This is a genomic window from Bizionia gelidisalsuginis (assembly GCF_008086185.1).
GTDB lineage: Bacteria > Bacteroidota > Bacteroidia > Flavobacteriales > Flavobacteriaceae > Bizionia > Bizionia saleffrena.
Map to the genome: position 1 here is coordinate 14,835 of NZ_VSKN01000017.1, position 17,416 is coordinate 32,250.

The following is a 17,416-nucleotide window of genomic DNA, read 5'->3' on the forward strand; positions in this document are numbered from 1 at the left end:
AACTTCATCATAGATGAATTACAAAGATTATTATAAAACATTAGGTGTCTCAAAAGACGCTACCGCAAAAGATATTAAAAAAGCCTATCGAAAATTAGCGGCCAAGTACCATCCAGATAAAAATCCGGATGACAAAACTGCTGAAGAAAAGTTTAAAGAAATCAACGAGGCAAATGAAGTATTAAGCGATAAAGAAAAGCGTGAAAAATATGATACGATAGGCTCTAATTGGGAAGCGTATCAAAACACAGGTGATGATTGGCGAGACTATGCAAATCAAGCGAATCAAAGACAAAACCAAAGAAACTCGTATTCCTATCAAGGAAACCCCTCAGGATTTAGTGGACAAGGTGGCGAGGATTTTTCGAGTTTTTTTGAAAGCTTTTTTGGCGCAGGCGGACAAGGCGCAAGAGGACAGCGAGCAGCATATTCTGGTGGCGACACCCAAGCCGAAATGCCTATTACACTTCTAGAAGCGTATGAAGGAAGCAAACGCACCTTTGAGATACATAATGAAAAGTTACGCATAACGATTAAGAAAGGGGCTTATGATGGGCAACAATTAAAAATAAAAGGCAAAGGACAACAAGGCGTTCAAGGTGGCAATCGAGGCGATTTGTATATCATTTTACGCGTACAACCAGATGCTCGTTTTAAACGAAGTGCAGATAATCTTCTACACAATGCGCCAGTAGATTTATATACCGCCATTTTGGGTGGTAAAATAGAAGTTCCAACGCTTACAGGAACCGTAAAAGTAACCGTTCCTAAAGGTAGTGAAACAGGAAAAACATTGAGATTAAGAGGCAAAGGAATGCCAAAATACAGCAAACCAACAACCCACGGCGATTTGTTAGTCAAACTAAACGTAACCTTACCTACAAAGTTAACAAAAGAAGAGGAAGACTTATTTAAACAATTACAAGATTTAAGAGAAACCAAAACTGCCAACGCAAATTAGAACAGAGGACTTATGAGCTTATTAAACGAAAACATAATACCAGGATTCCACGGAAAAGTATTTAGCACAAATGCCGAAGAATCGAGAGAACTTGAAGTTATTAAAAATAGAATATTAGAATTAGATGGCATTGAAAACGTCCTAATCAATAATGATGTGTTTCCTAAAGAATTTACGATTCACACTTCCAAATTAATAGATATAAAAGACGTAGAAGAAAAAGTAAAATCGACAGGTTTTCACGCCATACCAAAAGGTGTTTTCAAACTCTCAAATCTATAACTTTCAGCAAACTATAAATACTAAAAATTAAAACATAATATTATGAATACAGCAATTTCAAACCCAAAAGCAGCATTATTATTAGGTGCAGGATTAGACGTGTTACACTTTGAAAGTAGAGAATGGTTAGATACCATTGATTTTTACAAAGACGAAGTGCGCTTTTTTGATGACCTATTAAAGAAGAAAGAAACTTCAAAAAACAACAATCCTGAGTATGAAAAAATGCTTAAAAATCTAGATGAAATTCATTCTGATTTGTTTAACGATTTAGAAGACAGCATTATCAAGCACGAGCAGTTCCTATCACGACTTATGCAAAATGAAAAAGGATTATCAGATAGCGATTATCGAGAAAAGCACGGCCAAATATCTAAGCGAGTAGCAACTTTTACCAATGATTTTAAAACGTTTAAAAGAATTGTTTTTGGGTATGCGAAAGATTTAAAGTAACATAAAATAACGGACTATTAATTTGTAATAATGATGAAGCACGTTAATAGTTCGTTTTAAAAAAATAGACCAATGAAAGGGGATTTTAGTAAAATAGTAAATGGTAAAACACCGGTACTCGTAGATTTTCACGCAGAATGGTGTGGCCCTTGCAAAGCGCAATCGCCCATTATAGATGATTTAGCAAAAGAGGTCAATGGTAAAGTGCGCATTATTAAAATAGATATTGACAAAAACCAACCCGTTGCACAGCGTTACAATGTTAAAGGCGTGCCTACATTGGCTTTATTTAAAGAAGGACAGATTGTTTGGCGACAATCTGGTGTTCAAAGTAAAGCGCAATTGATGGCTGTTATCACACAGCATACTTAAATGAAGAATTGTTTAATAATTTAGAAATTACACATTATGGAAGTATCAATATATGTTAGAGAATATGATATAGCTGACAGCGTTCAGAATTTTATGGATTTTTACTATTCCATACAAATGAAACATTTGGCAAGCGACTTATTGGAACAAGGCTTAACACCCAATCAAATTACAGATGCAGTTTCCGCAGCTATTAAGGCAGCCAATGCTTCAGGTATTGAAACGCACAAACATTTTATGCCTGTTTTTAGTGCATTAAGAGAAGGTGTTATTAAAGATTGTAAACTATCCGAATTGGGTTACGGTTTGGTATTGATGAATGCCGATTCTAGTTTAGCTGTGGTCAGTAACTTTAAGCTAGATATGTTGAAAAAATACCTAAATATAGCTATTTAGAAAAAGTGCAACTATGATATTTTTATATTACAAGTAAGGCTGTTTCTAAGAACTTTTGTTCTTTCCAATTTTTTTTAAGTTGGTTTGAATAAATTCTTCAAAAGTTTTAGGTTCTTTTTTCGTAATAATTTTTACCCACTGAGTTAATTTAGGCGTCTGTTGAAATCTTGGAAAGTAGTGCAACATAATCATTACAAGGATTAGCATTATCGGCATTTCTTCTTTTCGTTTTGTAATAAAAAACTGTAGCAGACTTGGCGAAATATAGCTTATATTTTTTCCAATTCCCTCACTAATTTTTTTAGCCATTTCAGCAAAAGTCAAAGTTTCATTATTAGTCAACTCATAGCTTTTATTACAATATTTTTGAGGGTTAATAAGAACTTCTGCTGTAACACAACCGATATCTTTTAGGTCAATTAGAGTAAATCTTGCTTGTCCTGCTGGCAAGTAAATTCTATGATTATGAACTAGGTCATATCGCAACGTTGTTGTAAAGTTTTGCATAAAATAGGCTGGTCGTAAAAATGTATATGAAATTTTACTATCAACAATTAATTTTTCAATTTTATGATGCGGAATAATTTTGCTTTTTTCTACGCCTTGCACAGATAAAAAAATGATGTGTTGAATGCTTGATTTTTTTGCAGTATCGATAAGTGGTTTAAAATATTTAGCTACGTCAGATATGTTGGGCGGTCTCAATAAAAATAAAATATCAATATTCAATAGGGCAGGCCAAAATGTATCGATTTTTGTAAAATCAAAGTAAATTTCATTTTGCTCAAAGACTAGAGGCTCTCGTTGGTTTGTATTAGTTTTTCTTACACCAGCATATATCTCTAACGTATGGTGAATATTACCCAAAGCCTTTAGAATTTCAGTTCCGACGTTGCCTGTGGCTCCTGTAATTAAAACTTTAGTCATTTATTTACTATTTTGATTTGCTTAAGATTTTATTGGTTTCAAACCTAGCAATTACATACTACTTTTATCTTTATTTACTTTCTTTGAATAGAACCAAGCAAAAATAGCCAGAACTAGATACAAAATGATAATGGCTAGCATCTGTTCCCATTCATTGGTAAATTCATAATACAGAATCAATATCCCACCCATTCCGAGTCCTAAAATAGATAAGAGTGTTATCGCTTTTGAAGAATTTGTTTTATCTCTTATTTTGTAATTGGCAATCGCCATAAGTAATGATACCAATAAAAAAGTAATACTGCCAAATTCCAATATCAATTCAAGACCACCTAGCAAAACTAATATACTTGCCATACAAGCCATTGCAATAATGGCATTTTGAGGGACATTATTTTTCCGAAGGGATAACCAATGCGGAAAGAATCCGTCCTTTGCAATAACCGCCATTTGTCGTGAAGACCCAAACACCGTTCCGCTAATGGCGCTACTGGTAGCAAGAATAGCACCCAAAATGACAATATTAGTTCCTAAACTTCCCAATACATTTCCTGCACCAGCTGCCAATGCAAATTCTTTGTTTTTTATAATTTCTTCAGTTGGTATTGCAAATAAAGCACCTATGGAAATGACCACATAAATAAGTATGGCTAAAATAATAGCAGCATAAATGGCTCTTGGAATATTCTTTTCTGGATTTTGCATTTCATTAACCGCATTAATGACGAGCTGAAAACCTTCATAGGCTACAAAAGTGAGTGATGCCACAATTAGAATAGAAAACACATTTGATTTTTCGGCATCTAAGACCATATTATCTAAAAATGTCCCAAAATCCGTTGTTCCGTGCTGAATGAGGACGACTGATATAATAGTCAGTAATACCAATTTGGTATAAACCATAGCATCTTCAATTTTACCCATTCCGTTGACGCTCCAAACGTTGATAAAAGTAAAAATGGCAATGACTGCAATAGCAATGGCTTTGCGAATCCAAACGACATTGGCAAAATCGGTACTACTTATCGCATACGATGAAAAGGTGTAGGCATATAACGCTAACGTACTGATGTAGCCGAAAATAACAAACCATCCTACAACTGATGCTGAGAATGGCGAACTAGTATATGTGCGTTTATAAAAGGAATAGGTGGCGCCTTCGTCTTTATAATACAGCCCTAATTTTACATAAGAATAGGCCGCTAAAGCTGCAATACAACCACCAATGATAATGGCAATAGGTGCCATATTACCAATAATAGATACTGCAATGCCTAAAATAGTAAAAATTCCGCCACCTACCATTCCGCCCAGCGCAATGGCTATAAGTTCTGCCAGGCCTAGGCTTTTATTTCTTTTTCTGTGTATGGTCATAAATTCAAATTAAACGCAATTTTAATACCTTCAATAACCATATTGGTTCCTATAATAGCGATGATTAAACCCATAATCTTATTTAGGACTTCAATAATATTCTTTCCTATTTTAGCTACAATAAAATCGCTTAATCGAAAAGAAAGATAAGTAAGAAAACACATCAACCCAAAAATAAATATTACAATTACAATGTGAATTAAATTTACATCAGTCACAAAATTCATTGCTGTTACGATGGCACCTGGACCAGCAAGTAAGGGAATAGCTAATGGGGAAATTGCTATTTGTTCATCAATCGCTACATTTTTCAGGTGCTTAATTGTTGATTTGGCAGATTGCAACATTTCAAAACCGATATAAAATACTAAAATGCCACCAGTAATTTTGAAGGCAGGAATGGTAATGCCAAAGAGGTCAAAAATAAATTTACCGAGAACAACAAATATAGCTACAATTAAAAATGCAGTTACCGTTGCTTTTCTGTTAATGCGTTCTTTGGTTGCTACATCAGCACCTTCAGTCATAGCTACAAATACAGGAATACCAGCAATGGGGTTCATTATGGCAAAAAATGCGGTAAAAACCGTTATTGAGAATGTGATTAGACTGTCCATTAGATACTAGAATTACTTTTTAGATACCTTAATCGTCAATTTTAAAATGAATTAAGCAGATTTAGTATATTAATGGGTTATGGAATTAATCCACTACTTCCAGTTCGTTCTCAATTCTATAAACTCCAGGTGAAAAATAGGCTGTTTTTTGAGCTGCTTTCTTTTCTGTTAACGAATGCACTTTTCCTTTGAGTTTTACAACATCCTCGTGTACTTCAACTGTAATACCATCCGCTTCAATATCAGCAGAACGTTTAAAAGCTTTGGCAATTTGCTCTTTGACATCAACAGGAAGTATGGCTTGTTTAATGGTAATCACATTATTTACCCATTTTAAACCTGTGATATTTTTTACCACGCGTGCTGCTGCATCTTTTTGAAAGGCTGAATCTACTTCGCCAGATAAATTAACCCAACCATCACGGACTTCTATAGAAACTTTATCTTCTGGTACTGCGGTGTTCCATTCGAAAGCTTTTACAATGGCTTTTGCAATTTCTACATCCGTTTTTTGAAAACTTGTTCCATATCTCACTTGAATATCTCCAGCCAAGGCCTTAACGCCTTTTACTCGTTTTACAGCTTCTTCAGCAGCGACTTTTTTGCGGTAATTATCCAAAACACCAGTAAGCATAACTGTTCCATTTTCGACCACTACGCCTATTTCGTTTTCATCCACATTGGGTTGCCACGCGAGTTCATCGAGTACATCGTTTTTAATTTCTATATCTGTTTTCATTATATATCTTTTTAAAGTGAGACTTCTTTAGTAATATATAAAGGTAGTTTTAGAAAACGCTGATAGAAATGATGTAGGTCATTTCTAATAGGTGTTTGTCTCTTTTTTACGTTTGAACCATTTTACAAATTCATACCAGATTACAGATAGAAAACCAATACTAATACTAATGCCAATTTGGGTAATACTTAGGCTTTCAAATTTAAAAAATAGGGATAAGGGTTTTACAAAAAGTAATAATGCCATTAAGGTAATTGTAATACCAATAATAAGAGGAACAAGTTTATTCTTATATCTTAAAGTCGTAAAAATGGAATAATAAAATGAACGATTGACCAAAGTGAGGATGATATTAGCCGAAATAAGCGTGGTAAAAACCATAGTACGTGTTATTGCTTCATTGAATTCTTGATGTATGGCAAATTGGTATATTGTTAGTGTTCCTAAGGTAATTAATATGCCTTGTATAATACTTGTTGTTAATTCTTTCCAGTTAAAAAAATCTAAAGTTACTGGTCGTGGTTTTTGAAGCATCGTGTTTTTTTCCATAGGCTCATTCTCGTAAATTATGGAACAGGTTGGTCCCATAATCAATTCGAGAAGAATGATATGTACTGGCGAAAAAATATTTGGATAGACCCAACCCAAAGCTAAGGGAATAAAAACCGTCAAAATAATAGGGATGTGAATGGATATGATATATTGAATTGCTTTTTTTAGATTGGTATAAATGCGTCTGCCCATAGCAATGGCATCTACCATTTTTGATAAATCATCGTCCAATAAAATTAGTGATGCTGCCTGCTTGGCAATTTCGGTGCCTTTTTTACCCATTGCAATACCAATATGTGCAGCTTTGAGTGCTGGTGCATCGTTAACACCATCTCCTGTCATTGCTACAATTTCGTTAGTAGCTTTTAAGGCATTAATAACTTTTAGTTTTGCTTCGGGAAACATTCTTGTAAAAATAGTGGCTTCTGCTACTTTTTGTTGTAATTCAGTCCCTTCAAGATGAAGTAAGTCTTCTCCAGAAATGCTTTTTTCAGCATCTTTAAAACCTATTTCTTTTGCAATGGCAAGCGTAGTTAACGCATTATCTCCAGTAATAATTTTTACGTTGATACCTGCCGAATAAAAAGCTTTCAAAACTGAAGTTATATTCTTTTTTGGTGGGTCGTAGAATGCAACAATGCCTTTAAAATTAAATTGAAACTCTTGTTGTTTTTTTGGATAATCACTACCTTCAAAATAAGCTTCGGCAACACCTAATACACGATAGCCTTGGGCTGTAATTGTTTGTATGGCATCGATTATTTGTTGTTTTTCAATAGTTGAAAGATTTGAAATCGTCATCAAAGCTTCAGGTGCGCCTTTTGCTGCAATGATTCTGTGGCCTTGTTTGTTTTCAAAAAGGTGTGTCATCATTGGTGGTTTTCCTTCCAATGGGTATTCGTGAATCATTTTGTAGTCTGGTCTTTCGTCTTTTTCTGAAAATGCTTTATAAGAATCGTGTAGTGCAATTTCCATAGCATCAAAAGGTATGGGTTCGCTTGCCCACATAGCAGTTCTTATGAGTTCTTTTTCGGCATTGCCCAATACATCATCTGCCTTACAAATGGTGTTTGAAGCTAATGTGTAAAGTCTGGCAAGACTCATCCTGTTTTCGGTAATAGTGCCTGTTTTATCGGTGCAGATTATGGTGGCACTACCTAAAGTTTCAACTGTTTTTAGTTGTTTTACAATAATACCCATTTTCATCAAACGCCACGTTCCCAAAGCCATAAAGGTGGTGAATGCCACAGGAATTTCTTCTGGTAAAATACTCATTGCTAACGTTAAGGCTTTGAGTAAGCTGTCTAATATATCGTAAGAATTAAAATAGTTGATTGCCCACACAATTAGAAATATAACTGCGCCTGCAACCACCATTTTTTTTACAAAATTGTTGATTTGTATTTCTAAAGGTGTTTTTTCTTTCTGTATGTCTTCAAGACTTTTTCCTATTTTTCCTAATTGGGTTTCGTTGCCAATAGCGGTAACCGTTGCAATAGCCAGTCCGCTGGAAACCAAAGTGCCTTTGTAAATTAATGTATCCTTTTTTGTTTCATCTTTAAAAACTGAAAATGATTCGCCTGTAAGAATGGATTCATTGACCGAAAAATCATTGGAATGTATAATGATGCCATCAGCCGAAATAGTGTTGCCTTCTTCAATCATTAGACTGTCGCCAACCACAATTTCTTCAGACCTAATTTCAACCAACGCGCCATTACGAATCACTTTGCATTTGGGTTGCGTGTAGCTTTTTAATTTTTCTAAAGCATTACGACTTTTGGAATCTTGGTATAAAGAAATAGTAGCGACTAATACAGTAGCTGACATTAGAAAAAGACCATCGCCAATATTTCCAGTACTGAAATAAATAACAGAAGCCACTAATAATAGCAAAATCATTGGTTCTTTTGCTAGACTTATAATGGCTTCAATAAAATACGATTTTTTTTTGCTCTTTAATTTATTCTCTCCATATTTTGCTCTAGATTGCCGTACTTGCTCTGAAGTTAATCCTTTAATATTGAAATTTTCTATGGACATAGTTGCTATGTATTGTACATTTTAAAGATACTGATTGTGAGATTATTTTTTAATTATTTGTTTTAAGATTTTAAAGTAACACTTTTATACCTTATTTGAAGACTTCGGAAAAAGATTTTTATGGTCTATTTTTTCTCAAAAATGTTGAGAACGTGCTATTTTTTTGCATCTGTTTTCATTACTGCTATTATTAAACTCAACCTTTATTTATTAGGCATAAAGGTAGTTTTAGAAAACGCTGATAGAAATGACTTGGGTCAGTAAAAAATGCCCAAATTCGTCTTACTGAATTTGGGCACTATTCTATCTCTATTCAAGTTTATGCTACTTGTTTATCGATAATGTTTCAGTAATTTCCTTTACGGTTTGTCTGGCAGTTTTACCAACGCCATATATTGTAGCAGAGGCAAAACCAGTCCAATTTCCGTAGCCAACAAGCCATAAATTAGGCTCTTGTAACGAACGTGTATTTTTAGTCGCTATTTTTCCGTTTTCAACAATACCTAAAGATTCTAAATGTTTAAGATTAGCCCTAAAACCTGTACACCAAATAACAGCATCAAATGCTTCTTTAGTACCATCTTGCCAGACAACGCCATCTTCGTAAAATTCTTTAAAGGGTCTAACTGTATTTAAAACATTACGAATTCGTGCTTCTTTGACACTTTCTATCATTACAATATTGGATAAGGAAATACTGAAATCTCCTTTGGATTTCACTTTTGGATTTCCTAAGAATTTTTGAGTTGCATCGTTAAAAAGATAACGTCCATCAATATCATCAAGTAGAAACAGCGGTTCTTCTAAAGTGACCCATTTGGTCTTTGCAACTTTGGACACTTCTGCTAAAATTTGTGCTCCAGAATTTCCACCACCAATAATTAGCACTTTTTTATTTTGAAGATTATCTGAATTTTTATAGTCTGCGGAATGTATTTGAATTCCAGAAAAAATAGCTTTTTTAGAATATTCTGGAATAAAAGAATGTCCAGCTGTTCCGGTTGCACTCACTACAGTTTTGGAATATAACGCACCCCTATTTGTCTCGGTTTTGAAAAGTCCGCTTTCTTTCTCCACTTTAATAACTTCTGTTTGCCTTTGTATCGTAAAACCGTACCGTTTTTCATAGGCTGACAAGTAGTTTATGAATTCTGATTTAGTAGGATATTCCTCTTTACTTTTAGGCATTGCCCAACCCGATAATGAACTATAGGTAGATGGCGAAAATAATTTTAAACTATCCCAAGTTTGACTCCAAGAACCGCCTGCTTCTTGTTGATTATCTACTATTAAATAGGTCAATGAACTTCTCCTTAAAAAATAAGCAATTGATAATCCAGCTTGTCCGCCACCTATTATAAGTACATCGTATATTTTCATTTATTGATTGACTATTTACTAATCTCTATTTAGAATACGCCCCAGAGGAATAGGTCAATTCATAACTATGTGTATAAATCTAGAAGACAAATGTTTACACCTCTAAAAAATCTGAATTTTTATACGCTGGGTTAGGGTATTTATAAAACCCTTCTCCTGTTGAAACTCCTAACTTATTTTTGTCAATATAGTTATCTTTTAAGTATGCTACTGTTTTTATTTTTAAAGCATCTTGGGTTTCTTCTGCCGCTATTTTATTAATATTGTAAGCAGTTTTAATACCTACCACATCTAAAATACCAAAAGGTCCTAAAGGCGCTCCTGTTGCTTTCATCCACGTTTTATCTATGGTTTTGGGGTCTGCAACTTCACTCACTAATAAATTAGTTGCGGCACTTAATAATGGTACTAATAGTGAATTGAGAATATATCCTGGCTGTTCTTTTTTTAGTGGTAACGCCAGCATACCAATAGCTTTGGCAAAGGCAACAACATCTTTAAATACGTTTGGGTCTGTGGTATCGTGTCCCATAATTTCTGCCGTATTGTGAATCCAAATTGTATTAGCAAAGTGTAAGGCTAAAAATTTTGATGGTCTTCCTGTGTATTCAGCAAAATGACTTGGTAACAAGGTGGATGAATTCGTGACAAAAACAGTTTTTTCAGGGGCTACTTTTGCTACCTTTTTATAAAAATCAATTTTTATGGTTGGGTTTTCAGGTACTGCTTCGATAAGCAAATCGGCATCTTTTAAAGCATCAGCTAAATTTGAAGTGTAGTTCAAGTTTTGGCGTGTTTTTTCTATTTGTTGTTGTGTTGCGTTTAAATCATTTTTATAATCTAGACTCAAACTGCTGAATTTTGCTTTTGCCTTTTCTAAATTTTCATCAGTAATGTCATATACAGTTACATTAAATCCGTGAAACGCACTTTGAAATGCAATTTGGTAGCCTAAAACTCCGCTTCCTGCTATGGTTATATTTTTATAATTCATTGTTATATTTTTTTTGTAATTACTGCTCCTTCTAATTTTGTTTTAATCTATAATCGTCACAAAATCTTCAGTACTCTTTCTCACCTTTTTCAGCTTGACCAACCAATCATTTTGGACGTCTCTATACCCTAACGCCAACATTACGCAACTGCGAAGTCCTTTTTCTCGCAAGCCTAATATTTTGTCTAACGCATCCGCATCAAAACCTTCCATAGGTGTGCTGTCCACAGCTTCAAAAGCAGCAGCGGCAACCGACATTCCAAAACCAATATAAGCTTGTTTTGCAGCGTGGTTAAAGTTGACTTCTGCCTCTTTTTTCGGATAACTACTCAATAGCATTTGACGGTAATTTTCCCATCCTTCATTTTTAAACCCACGAATTTCATTGGTCAAATCGAACATCTTGTTAATGCGCTCTGCGGTATAATTATCCCAAGCTGCAAAAACCAATAAATGCGAACAGTCTGTAATCACAGATTGATCCCAACCTATTTTTCTGATTTCTTTTTTAGTTTCTGGATTGGTAATTTCTATGATTTCAAAAGGTTGCAATCCGCTTGAGGTTGGTGCAAGTCTTGCAGCTTCAATTATTTCATCAATTGTAGTTTGCGGCACTTTTTTACCGTTCATTGCTTTTGTGGCATAGCGCCATTTCAATTTTTCTAATAATTCCATAGTTCGTTTTATTTAAAGGTAAATAGCATCATAAGCTACTTCAATTTTATTTTTCACATCAGTAATGCCATCAGCTAAATAAGCAGCTCTTAACGCATTATCTTTTTCCTGAATTGAATGTACCGTTCCTGTTAGGGTTGCCGTATTTCCGTTAATAGTTACGTTTATATTTTTAGCATCTATAATTGCCGAACGCTCAAAAGCCTTTTTAATAGTAACTTCTACATTAGCAGGTGTTGCTTTTGGTTTTAGCTGTATGTTATTGATTACTTCTTTGACGCCTAATAAATGTTCAATGGTTCTTTTTGCAAACTCTTTTTGAAAAGCCCATTCTAATTCTCCTGTTAAATGGACTGTTCCATTTTCAACATTTATAATAATATGTTCTGAAGGCACAGAGGCATTCCATTCTAAGGCATTGACCGCTGCTTTTGCAATTCCTTCGTCTGAATATTTATCACGGTCTCCATATTTCACTTTAATTTCTTCTGCAACTGCTTTTACTCCATTTATACGTTTAATAGCTCTGTCAATGATGCCTTTTTTAGGATAATCACTTACGGTTCCGGTTAGGGTTACAACTCCGTCTTTAACTATGACTCCTATTTGCGTTTCATCTATATTAGGTAGCCAATTAAGTTCTTCTAATACATCTTCTTTTATTGCTATATCTGTTTTCATTATGCTGTTTTTTAAATGAGATGATGAATGTTCAATGCAAAATTAACCTACCGAAGTTTGATGAATAATGACCTGGGTCAGTATGAAAAAAATTGCCCTAATCCACTTAAGGGATTAGGGCAATTTTCAATAAGAAATTAACGTATCGATTTCTTATCTGGTTTTAAAAAAATTAATAAACAACCTCTAACTCATTCTCTACAGTCCATACGCCTGGTGAGTAATAAGCAGTTCTGCGCGCATCATCTTTTTCTTTTAAAGAGTGGACTTTACCTGTTAAGGTTACAGTATGACCATCAGTCTTAACGGTAATGTCTTTTGCATCAATATCTGCCGAACGTTCAAATGCTTTTTTAATTTTGGTTTTAATATCTCCAGCATCTACGGTGTTTTTAAGTGTAATATTGTTTGCGACATATTTTACACCAGGCAGGTTTTCTACCGCTTTTTTTGCAGCGTTCTGCTCAAAAGCCCACATTACTTCGCCAGAAAGGTAAATCCAACCATCTTCGACTTTAACTTCTACTTTATTTTGAGGTACAGAAATATTCCACTTTAAAGCATTTACTGCTGCTGTTGCAATTTCTGTGTCCGATTTTTTGAAGCTGTTACCATATTGAACTTCAATATCTTCGGCTACTGCTTTAACACCAACGACGCTTTTGGCTGCCTTTTCTGCTTCGCGTTTTTTTACGTAGCTATCTACCGTTCCGGATAGTGTAACAATACCATCTTTTACTACAACCCCAATTTGGGTCTCATCGATGTGTGGTTGCCATTGTAGCTCGTCCAACACATCTTCTTTGATACTTAAATCTGTTCTCATAATATTATATATTTTAATTAATAATACCCCAAAGATATTGTGGATGTAAGCTGTTGAAAATGACCTACATCAGATTGGAATGTTTTTTTGAAATTTTAACAGGCCGAAATTTAAAAATCGGTGAAAAATAAAGAGGCATCTTTGAAAAAGATGCCTCTAATAAATACTATTCATAGTTAAGATTTGTTAATCAACTAGAAAGTAGTAATAATCTACTTCTAATTCATTCTTAACGTGCCAGATTCCACGTGTTTTCCAAGCTATACGTTCTGCTTCTTCTTTTTGATACCAAGAATTTACTGTTCCAGTAAGCGTTACCGTTGTACCAGAAACCGCTACATTGATATCAGAATCGTCAATAGAACTCCATCTTAGAGCGTTTTCAACATCTCGTTTTTCAATAGCATCGTGAGACTCTGATTTAATTTTGATATTATTGGATACACCCTTGACACCAGAAAGATTGTGAACCGCTTTTTTGGCATCTTCTCTTTGGTAATTCCAAGGAAGTTCTCCTTCTAAAGTGACCCAGCCATTCTCAACTTTTACTTTAACTTTACTTTCTGGCACAGACCAACTATGTTTCAGAGCTTTTACAACCTCATCGACAATTTCTGAATCTGTTTTTGAAAAGGAACTTGGATATTTAACTTCAATATGTTCTATTAAAGATTTAACACCTATTACCTTTTTGGCAGCATTTTCGGCTTCCATTTTTTTAGCATAGTTGCTTACTTCTCCGGTAAGTGTTACGACACCATCCTTAACTGTAACACCTATTTCAGCAGCGTGTAATAAAGGCTCCCATTTGATGGCATTTTCGACATCTGTCTGTAATTCTGCATTTGTTTTCATAATATTATATATTTTAATTAATAATACCCCAAAGATATTATGGTTGTAAGCTGTTGAAAATGACCTACATCAGGTAGGGATAATTTTTGAGGATTTTAACAGAACCTTTAATTTTTTAGAAAAGCATACATATTGAGCGACGTAGCAATAAGTAGCCATATAAAATAAGGAAGTAGCAGTATTGATTTCAATTTTAAAATTGACCAATAATAGAAAAGAATGAAACCAACAATTAGGGTAAGACCAATAATGACAAATAATCCTAACGAGATGTTATGATATCGAAAAAAGATTGGATTCCAAGCAATATTGAATAAGTATTGAATGACCAATAAACCAATAAGTAGGGTTTTATTTTCGGTAGTTGGCCATAAATAGGCTAGGTAGATGCTAAAACAAATCATAATAGTTACCCACGCTGCACCAAAAACCCAACCTGGCGGTGTCCAAGGTGCTTTGTTAATACTTGCATACCAAACGGATGATGCGCCTTTGCCTGCCAATAATCCTCCTACGCCAAGTGCTGTAAAGTTGAGGACTAAAAATATGATGAGTCTGTAAATCATTTTTAGTTTATTTTAATTTTAAGAGAAGTTATGAAGTTATTTCGCTGTTGATTTTTGCGGTTTAAATAATGAATATAGATAGTAAAACACAGCCGCCAGTACCACTCCTAAAAAGGTGACTGCCATATCTTTTTGAGCATCCCAAACGTCGCCTTGGGTCCCTAAATAAGAAACACCTTCTTCTACAAAAAAAACATCTGCAACCAACCATTCTATAATTTCATATAGGGCACTTGCTGAAAGAATGGTTAAGACAGGAAGTGTAAGCGCTAAACGCTTCGGAATTTTGAGCCATTGCGAAAAACATTCTTGTAATGGATAGTAAAGTAGCAAGCCAAAAGAAAAATGTACGATTCTATCATATTGATTTCTTGAAGAGTGTAGCACATCCTGAAGCCAGAAACCAAAGGTATTATCGGCATAGGTATATTTAGAACCATAGACGTGCAAGCATAAAAAAACACAAATAAGCAAGTAACTAAAATTGCTGAATCTGTGTTTTTTATTCGTACCAATCAAAAAAAGCAGTCCTATAAGAGTTAATGTATTTTCTATAAGCCAATTTTTGACATCTGTAGTGCCAATTAAAGAATTAGCCCAAACGGTACAAAATATGATACTAAACCAAAAAAGGGTATGTCCATTCACGGTTTTAACACTGCTGGATAATTTCATTTTTAATAATTTCCTATCTATTGTCACACGATGGAATGGTCGCCAACGATTTCAGACAATGGTAATCCCCAACTTGGTATTTTTCCACCTAAGGTTTGATACATTGTTTTAAAACCCATTTTTAGAATGTAAGGTGTGTATCCCATTTTTAAAATGCTTGTATTTCCGCCCCACCACTCATCTGTGTGCATATAAAACCCTTTGTGATTTCCCATATCTCCGTAGCACAATAGCATTGGGCTTAGTGGGTCTATGTGTTCTTCTTTTTTAAGAATCTCGTTTGAAATAACTTTTGACGCAATTTCACATTCCATATGCCCTAAAGAGCCTAATTTAGGTACGGTAATAGCAGCTGCATCGCCTACTGCAAAAATTTCAGGATAATCAGGATTTCTCATAAACAAATCGGTAACAACAAAGCCTTGGTCATCTACAAATGGAAGTCCCTTTAAAAAATGATGTGGTTCCCAATTAGGGAAAACAATTTTCATTTCGGCTTCTAAACTAGTACCGTCCTTAAATTCTATACCTTCTTTGTAAAGCCTTTTTATCCCAACCGTATTATTTCTATATCCATAGCCCATTTCTGAAAACATTGGAAGTAATTGATTGAGAATAGTTTCGCCAGCATCTTCTGCAATAACATCAGCAGGTGTGAATAGTGTGATGTTTTTTGCACTTCCTTTTTTATGTGTTTCTAACCAATCTGCCATAGAAAATGCCAATTCTACTGGTGGCCCTTCACAAGCAGCAAATGCGGTAGGTATTTTAGGTGTTTTTGGGCTTTTACCTTGAATAAAACGGTCTGAGCCTATAGCAATGTGACCGCCTTTATAATCGTTATACAAATAGTTACGTACTTCATTTCCGTAGAACGTATCTGAAAATGTGTGTCCAAATTCGGCAAAGCCTTCAATTTTATCGTAAGCCAATTTACACCCTAATGCGATGACCAGATAATCGTAGGTTATATGCTCTTGAGCAGAACCGTGTCTTTCATTAGGCGTGAAATACACTTTTTTATTAGGTGCATCGATATGTTCTACTTCAGCTTGAATAAATGTACTTCCATCTGATTTTAAGAATTTTTGAAATTGAAATTCTAAAGTATCTGCTGGATTATGATTATTAAAAACTTCAATAGGAATATTAGGAATGAAATTAATATAGTTTTTACGGTCAATGACTGTAATTTCTATATGTTTACCTGCATCTTTATGAAGATAACGCGCTATGGTAAGTCCGGCAAAATTGCATCCAAGGACTAAAACTCTTTTCTTGTTTTTCATAATTTTTTATCCAAAAAAGCAGTGCTATAACTGTTTATGTATTTCCTATAAGCTAATTTTTAACGTCTGTGGTGCTCATTAAAGAATAAGCCCAAACGGTACCAATTAAGATACTGAATCAAAAAAAACTTATGCCCATTTACTGTTTTAACACTGCTTTAAATTGTTTCGTTAATCGAAACTGTTCTTCATTTTTTTTAAGCCAAAGGCTAGAATTATTCTGAATATACCAGCTGTAATTAGTGCCATAGCTGTCATATATACAATACTTAAACCTGCAAAAATAGGATTGGAAAGTACTAGAAATGAAAACACCAATGTGAGGATTCCTAAAAATAATAACCAGCCCCAATTAGGCACATCAGCAGATTTTATCTGAAATGATAGACCAATTGCCATAATCCCTTGAAATACTAACCAAAAACCGACATACAATGGTAGAATCGTCATCGTTAGTAACGGATGTGTCATTAGTAATAACCCTATAATTAAATCTAGGATTCCGCCTGCCAGATACCAACCCCAACTTTGCATATTTTTTCTATTTGAAATTGAAAAGAATATCTGAAAGATGCCAGACACAAAGATGAAAGCACTAAATAAAATGCTTAATGATACATAACTCGCTAATGGTGTTTGAAACACCCAAATCCCTGCGATAATGTAAATAATTCCAATCAATAGGGAAATCCACCAATTTTTTACCGCAGATTTTGCTGAACTTAAAATTGTAGTTGCCATAATTGTATCGTTTTAGAT

Annotated in this window: 20 protein-coding genes; 5 read left to right on the plus strand and 15 right to left on the minus strand. The window is 34.4% G+C overall.

The features are described from left to right. Positions 1–13: 13 nt before the first annotated feature. The 5 genes from ES677_RS11500 (at position 14) to ES677_RS11520 (ending at position 2,464) form a co-directional block, all read left to right on the plus strand. A complete protein-coding gene (locus ES677_RS11500) occupies positions 14–961 on the plus strand; it encodes a DnaJ C-terminal domain-containing protein (RefSeq protein ID WP_148381320.1) in 948 nt (315 codons plus the stop codon). A 12-nt stretch (positions 962–973) separates the two neighbouring features. After that, positions 974–1,243, plus strand: a complete 270-nt coding sequence (locus tag ES677_RS11505; protein ID WP_148381321.1) for a heavy-metal-associated domain-containing protein — start codon at positions 974–976, stop codon at positions 1,241–1,243. 42 nt (positions 1,244–1,285) lie between these two features. After that, positions 1,286–1,696, plus strand: a complete 411-nt coding sequence (locus ES677_RS11510) for a hypothetical protein (RefSeq protein ID WP_148381322.1) — start codon at positions 1,286–1,288, stop codon at positions 1,694–1,696. 72 nt (positions 1,697–1,768) lie between these two features. Next, positions 1,769–2,068: a thioredoxin gene (trxA, locus tag ES677_RS11515; protein WP_148381323.1), complete on the plus strand. Its 300-nt coding sequence runs from the start codon at positions 1,769–1,771 to the stop codon at positions 2,066–2,068. Between the two features lie 36 nt (positions 2,069–2,104). Continuing rightward, complete coding sequence (locus tag ES677_RS11520; protein ID WP_148381324.1) at positions 2,105–2,464, plus strand: hypothetical protein; 360 nt, start codon at positions 2,105–2,107, stop codon at positions 2,462–2,464. Between the two features lie 45 nt (positions 2,465–2,509). Here ES677_RS11520 and ES677_RS11525 read toward each other — a convergent pair whose 3' ends face one another. From ES677_RS11525 to ES677_RS11595, 15 genes are all read right to left on the minus strand, one after another. Then, positions 2,510–3,391, minus strand: a complete 882-nt coding sequence (locus ES677_RS11525; protein WP_148381325.1) for an NmrA family NAD(P)-binding protein — start codon at positions 3,389–3,391, stop codon at positions 2,510–2,512. Between the two features lie 51 nt (positions 3,392–3,442). Beyond that, positions 3,443–4,765, minus strand: coding sequence for an APC family permease (locus ES677_RS11530; RefSeq protein ID WP_148381326.1), 1,323 nt, complete (start codon positions 4,763–4,765; stop codon positions 3,443–3,445). Continuing rightward, entirely contained in the window at positions 4,762–5,382 is a 621-nt protein-coding gene (locus ES677_RS11535) for a MarC family protein (protein ID WP_148381327.1), read from the minus strand. The genes ES677_RS11530 and ES677_RS11535 overlap by 4 nt, the downstream gene beginning before the upstream one ends. Positions 5,383–5,467: 85 nt before the next feature. Further along, entirely contained in the window at positions 5,468–6,121 is a 654-nt protein-coding gene (locus ES677_RS11540) for a BON domain-containing protein (RefSeq protein ID WP_148381328.1), read from the minus strand. A gap of 84 nt (positions 6,122–6,205) precedes the next feature. Next, a complete protein-coding gene (locus ES677_RS11545) occupies positions 6,206–8,716 on the minus strand; it encodes a cation-translocating P-type ATPase (protein ID WP_148381329.1) in 2,511 nt (836 codons plus the stop codon). Between the two features lie 324 nt (positions 8,717–9,040). Then, entirely contained in the window at positions 9,041–10,096 is a 1,056-nt protein-coding gene (locus tag ES677_RS11550) for an ArsO family NAD(P)H-dependent flavin-containing monooxygenase (protein WP_148381330.1), read from the minus strand. Between the two features lie 94 nt (positions 10,097–10,190). Further along, a complete protein-coding gene (locus tag ES677_RS11555; protein WP_148381331.1) occupies positions 10,191–11,090 on the minus strand; it encodes a 3-hydroxyacyl-CoA dehydrogenase in 900 nt (299 codons plus the stop codon). A gap of 42 nt (positions 11,091–11,132) precedes the next feature. Beyond that, a complete protein-coding gene (locus tag ES677_RS11560) occupies positions 11,133–11,765 on the minus strand; it encodes an NAD(P)H-dependent oxidoreductase (protein WP_148381332.1) in 633 nt (210 codons plus the stop codon). A 12-nt stretch (positions 11,766–11,777) separates the two neighbouring features. After that, positions 11,778–12,446, minus strand: coding sequence for a BON domain-containing protein (locus ES677_RS11565; RefSeq protein ID WP_148381333.1), 669 nt, complete (start codon positions 12,444–12,446; stop codon positions 11,778–11,780). Between the two features lie 172 nt (positions 12,447–12,618). Then, positions 12,619–13,272 carry a BON domain-containing protein gene (locus tag ES677_RS11570; protein ID WP_148381334.1) on the minus strand — a complete coding sequence of 218 codons (654 nt, stop codon included), beginning with the start codon at positions 13,270–13,272 and terminating at the stop codon, positions 12,619–12,621. 186 nt (positions 13,273–13,458) lie between these two features. Then, complete coding sequence (locus tag ES677_RS11575) at positions 13,459–14,127, minus strand: BON domain-containing protein (protein ID WP_148381335.1); 669 nt, start codon at positions 14,125–14,127, stop codon at positions 13,459–13,461. Positions 14,128–14,234: 107 nt separating this feature from the next. Next, positions 14,235–14,693: a TspO/MBR family protein gene (locus ES677_RS11580; RefSeq protein WP_148381336.1), complete on the minus strand. Its 459-nt coding sequence runs from the start codon at positions 14,691–14,693 to the stop codon at positions 14,235–14,237. Positions 14,694–14,729: 36 nt separating this feature from the next. Next, positions 14,730–15,368 carry a DUF2238 domain-containing protein gene (locus ES677_RS11585; RefSeq protein WP_148381337.1) on the minus strand — a complete coding sequence of 213 codons (639 nt, stop codon included), beginning with the start codon at positions 15,366–15,368 and terminating at the stop codon, positions 14,730–14,732. Positions 15,369–15,391: 23 nt separating this feature from the next. Next, positions 15,392–16,657, minus strand: coding sequence for an NAD(P)/FAD-dependent oxidoreductase (locus ES677_RS11590; protein ID WP_148381338.1), 1,266 nt, complete (start codon positions 16,655–16,657; stop codon positions 15,392–15,394). 171 nt (positions 16,658–16,828) lie between these two features. Further along, entirely contained in the window at positions 16,829–17,398 is a 570-nt protein-coding gene (locus tag ES677_RS11595) for an HdeD family acid-resistance protein (RefSeq protein WP_148381339.1), read from the minus strand. Positions 17,399–17,416: the final 18 nt, after the last annotated feature.

What these genes read in the sequence shown, in the direction of transcription:
- ES677_RS11590 (WP_148381338.1), bottom strand. Translation starts at nt 16,657, where the DNA reads ATGAAAAACAAGAAAAGAGTTTTAGTCCTTGGATGCAATTTTGCCGGA.
- ES677_RS11585 (WP_148381337.1), bottom strand. Translation starts at nt 15,368, where the DNA reads ATGAAATTATCCAGCAGTGTTAAAACCGTGAATGGACATACCCTTTTT.
- ES677_RS11500 (WP_148381320.1), top strand. Translation starts at nt 14, where the DNA reads ATGAATTACAAAGATTATTATAAAACATTAGGTGTCTCAAAAGACGCT.
- ES677_RS11505 (WP_148381321.1), top strand. Translation starts at nt 974, where the DNA reads ATGAGCTTATTAAACGAAAACATAATACCAGGATTCCACGGAAAAGTA.
- ES677_RS11530 (WP_148381326.1), bottom strand. Translation starts at nt 4,765, where the DNA reads ATGACCATACACAGAAAAAGAAATAAAAGCCTAGGCCTGGCAGAACTT.
- ES677_RS11535 (WP_148381327.1), bottom strand. Translation starts at nt 5,382, where the DNA reads ATGGACAGTCTAATCACATTCTCAATAACGGTTTTTACCGCATTTTTT.
- ES677_RS11580 (WP_148381336.1), bottom strand. Translation starts at nt 14,693, where the DNA reads ATGATTTACAGACTCATCATATTTTTAGTCCTCAACTTTACAGCACTT.
- ES677_RS11540 (WP_148381328.1), bottom strand. Translation starts at nt 6,121, where the DNA reads ATGAAAACAGATATAGAAATTAAAAACGATGTACTCGATGAACTCGCG.
- ES677_RS11595 (WP_148381339.1), bottom strand. Translation starts at nt 17,398, where the DNA reads ATGGCAACTACAATTTTAAGTTCAGCAAAATCTGCGGTAAAAAATTGG.
- ES677_RS11525 (WP_148381325.1), bottom strand. Translation starts at nt 3,391, where the DNA reads ATGACTAAAGTTTTAATTACAGGAGCCACAGGCAACGTCGGAACTGAA.
- ES677_RS11560 (WP_148381332.1), bottom strand. Translation starts at nt 11,765, where the DNA reads ATGGAATTATTAGAAAAATTGAAATGGCGCTATGCCACAAAAGCAATG.
- ES677_RS11570 (WP_148381334.1), bottom strand. Translation starts at nt 13,272, where the DNA reads ATGAGAACAGATTTAAGTATCAAAGAAGATGTGTTGGACGAGCTACAA.
- ES677_RS11520 (WP_148381324.1), top strand. Translation starts at nt 2,105, where the DNA reads ATGGAAGTATCAATATATGTTAGAGAATATGATATAGCTGACAGCGTT.
- ES677_RS11510 (WP_148381322.1), top strand. Translation starts at nt 1,286, where the DNA reads ATGAATACAGCAATTTCAAACCCAAAAGCAGCATTATTATTAGGTGCA.
- ES677_RS11565 (WP_148381333.1), bottom strand. Translation starts at nt 12,446, where the DNA reads ATGAAAACAGATATAGCAATAAAAGAAGATGTATTAGAAGAACTTAAT.
- ES677_RS11575 (WP_148381335.1), bottom strand. Translation starts at nt 14,127, where the DNA reads ATGAAAACAAATGCAGAATTACAGACAGATGTCGAAAATGCCATCAAA.
- ES677_RS11545 (WP_148381329.1), bottom strand. Translation starts at nt 8,716, where the DNA reads ATGTCCATAGAAAATTTCAATATTAAAGGATTAACTTCAGAGCAAGTA.
- ES677_RS11550 (WP_148381330.1), bottom strand. Translation starts at nt 10,096, where the DNA reads ATGAAAATATACGATGTACTTATAATAGGTGGCGGACAAGCTGGATTA.
- trxA (WP_148381323.1), top strand. Translation starts at nt 1,769, where the DNA reads ATGAAAGGGGATTTTAGTAAAATAGTAAATGGTAAAACACCGGTACTC.
- ES677_RS11555 (WP_148381331.1), bottom strand. Translation starts at nt 11,090, where the DNA reads ATGAATTATAAAAATATAACCATAGCAGGAAGCGGAGTTTTAGGCTAC.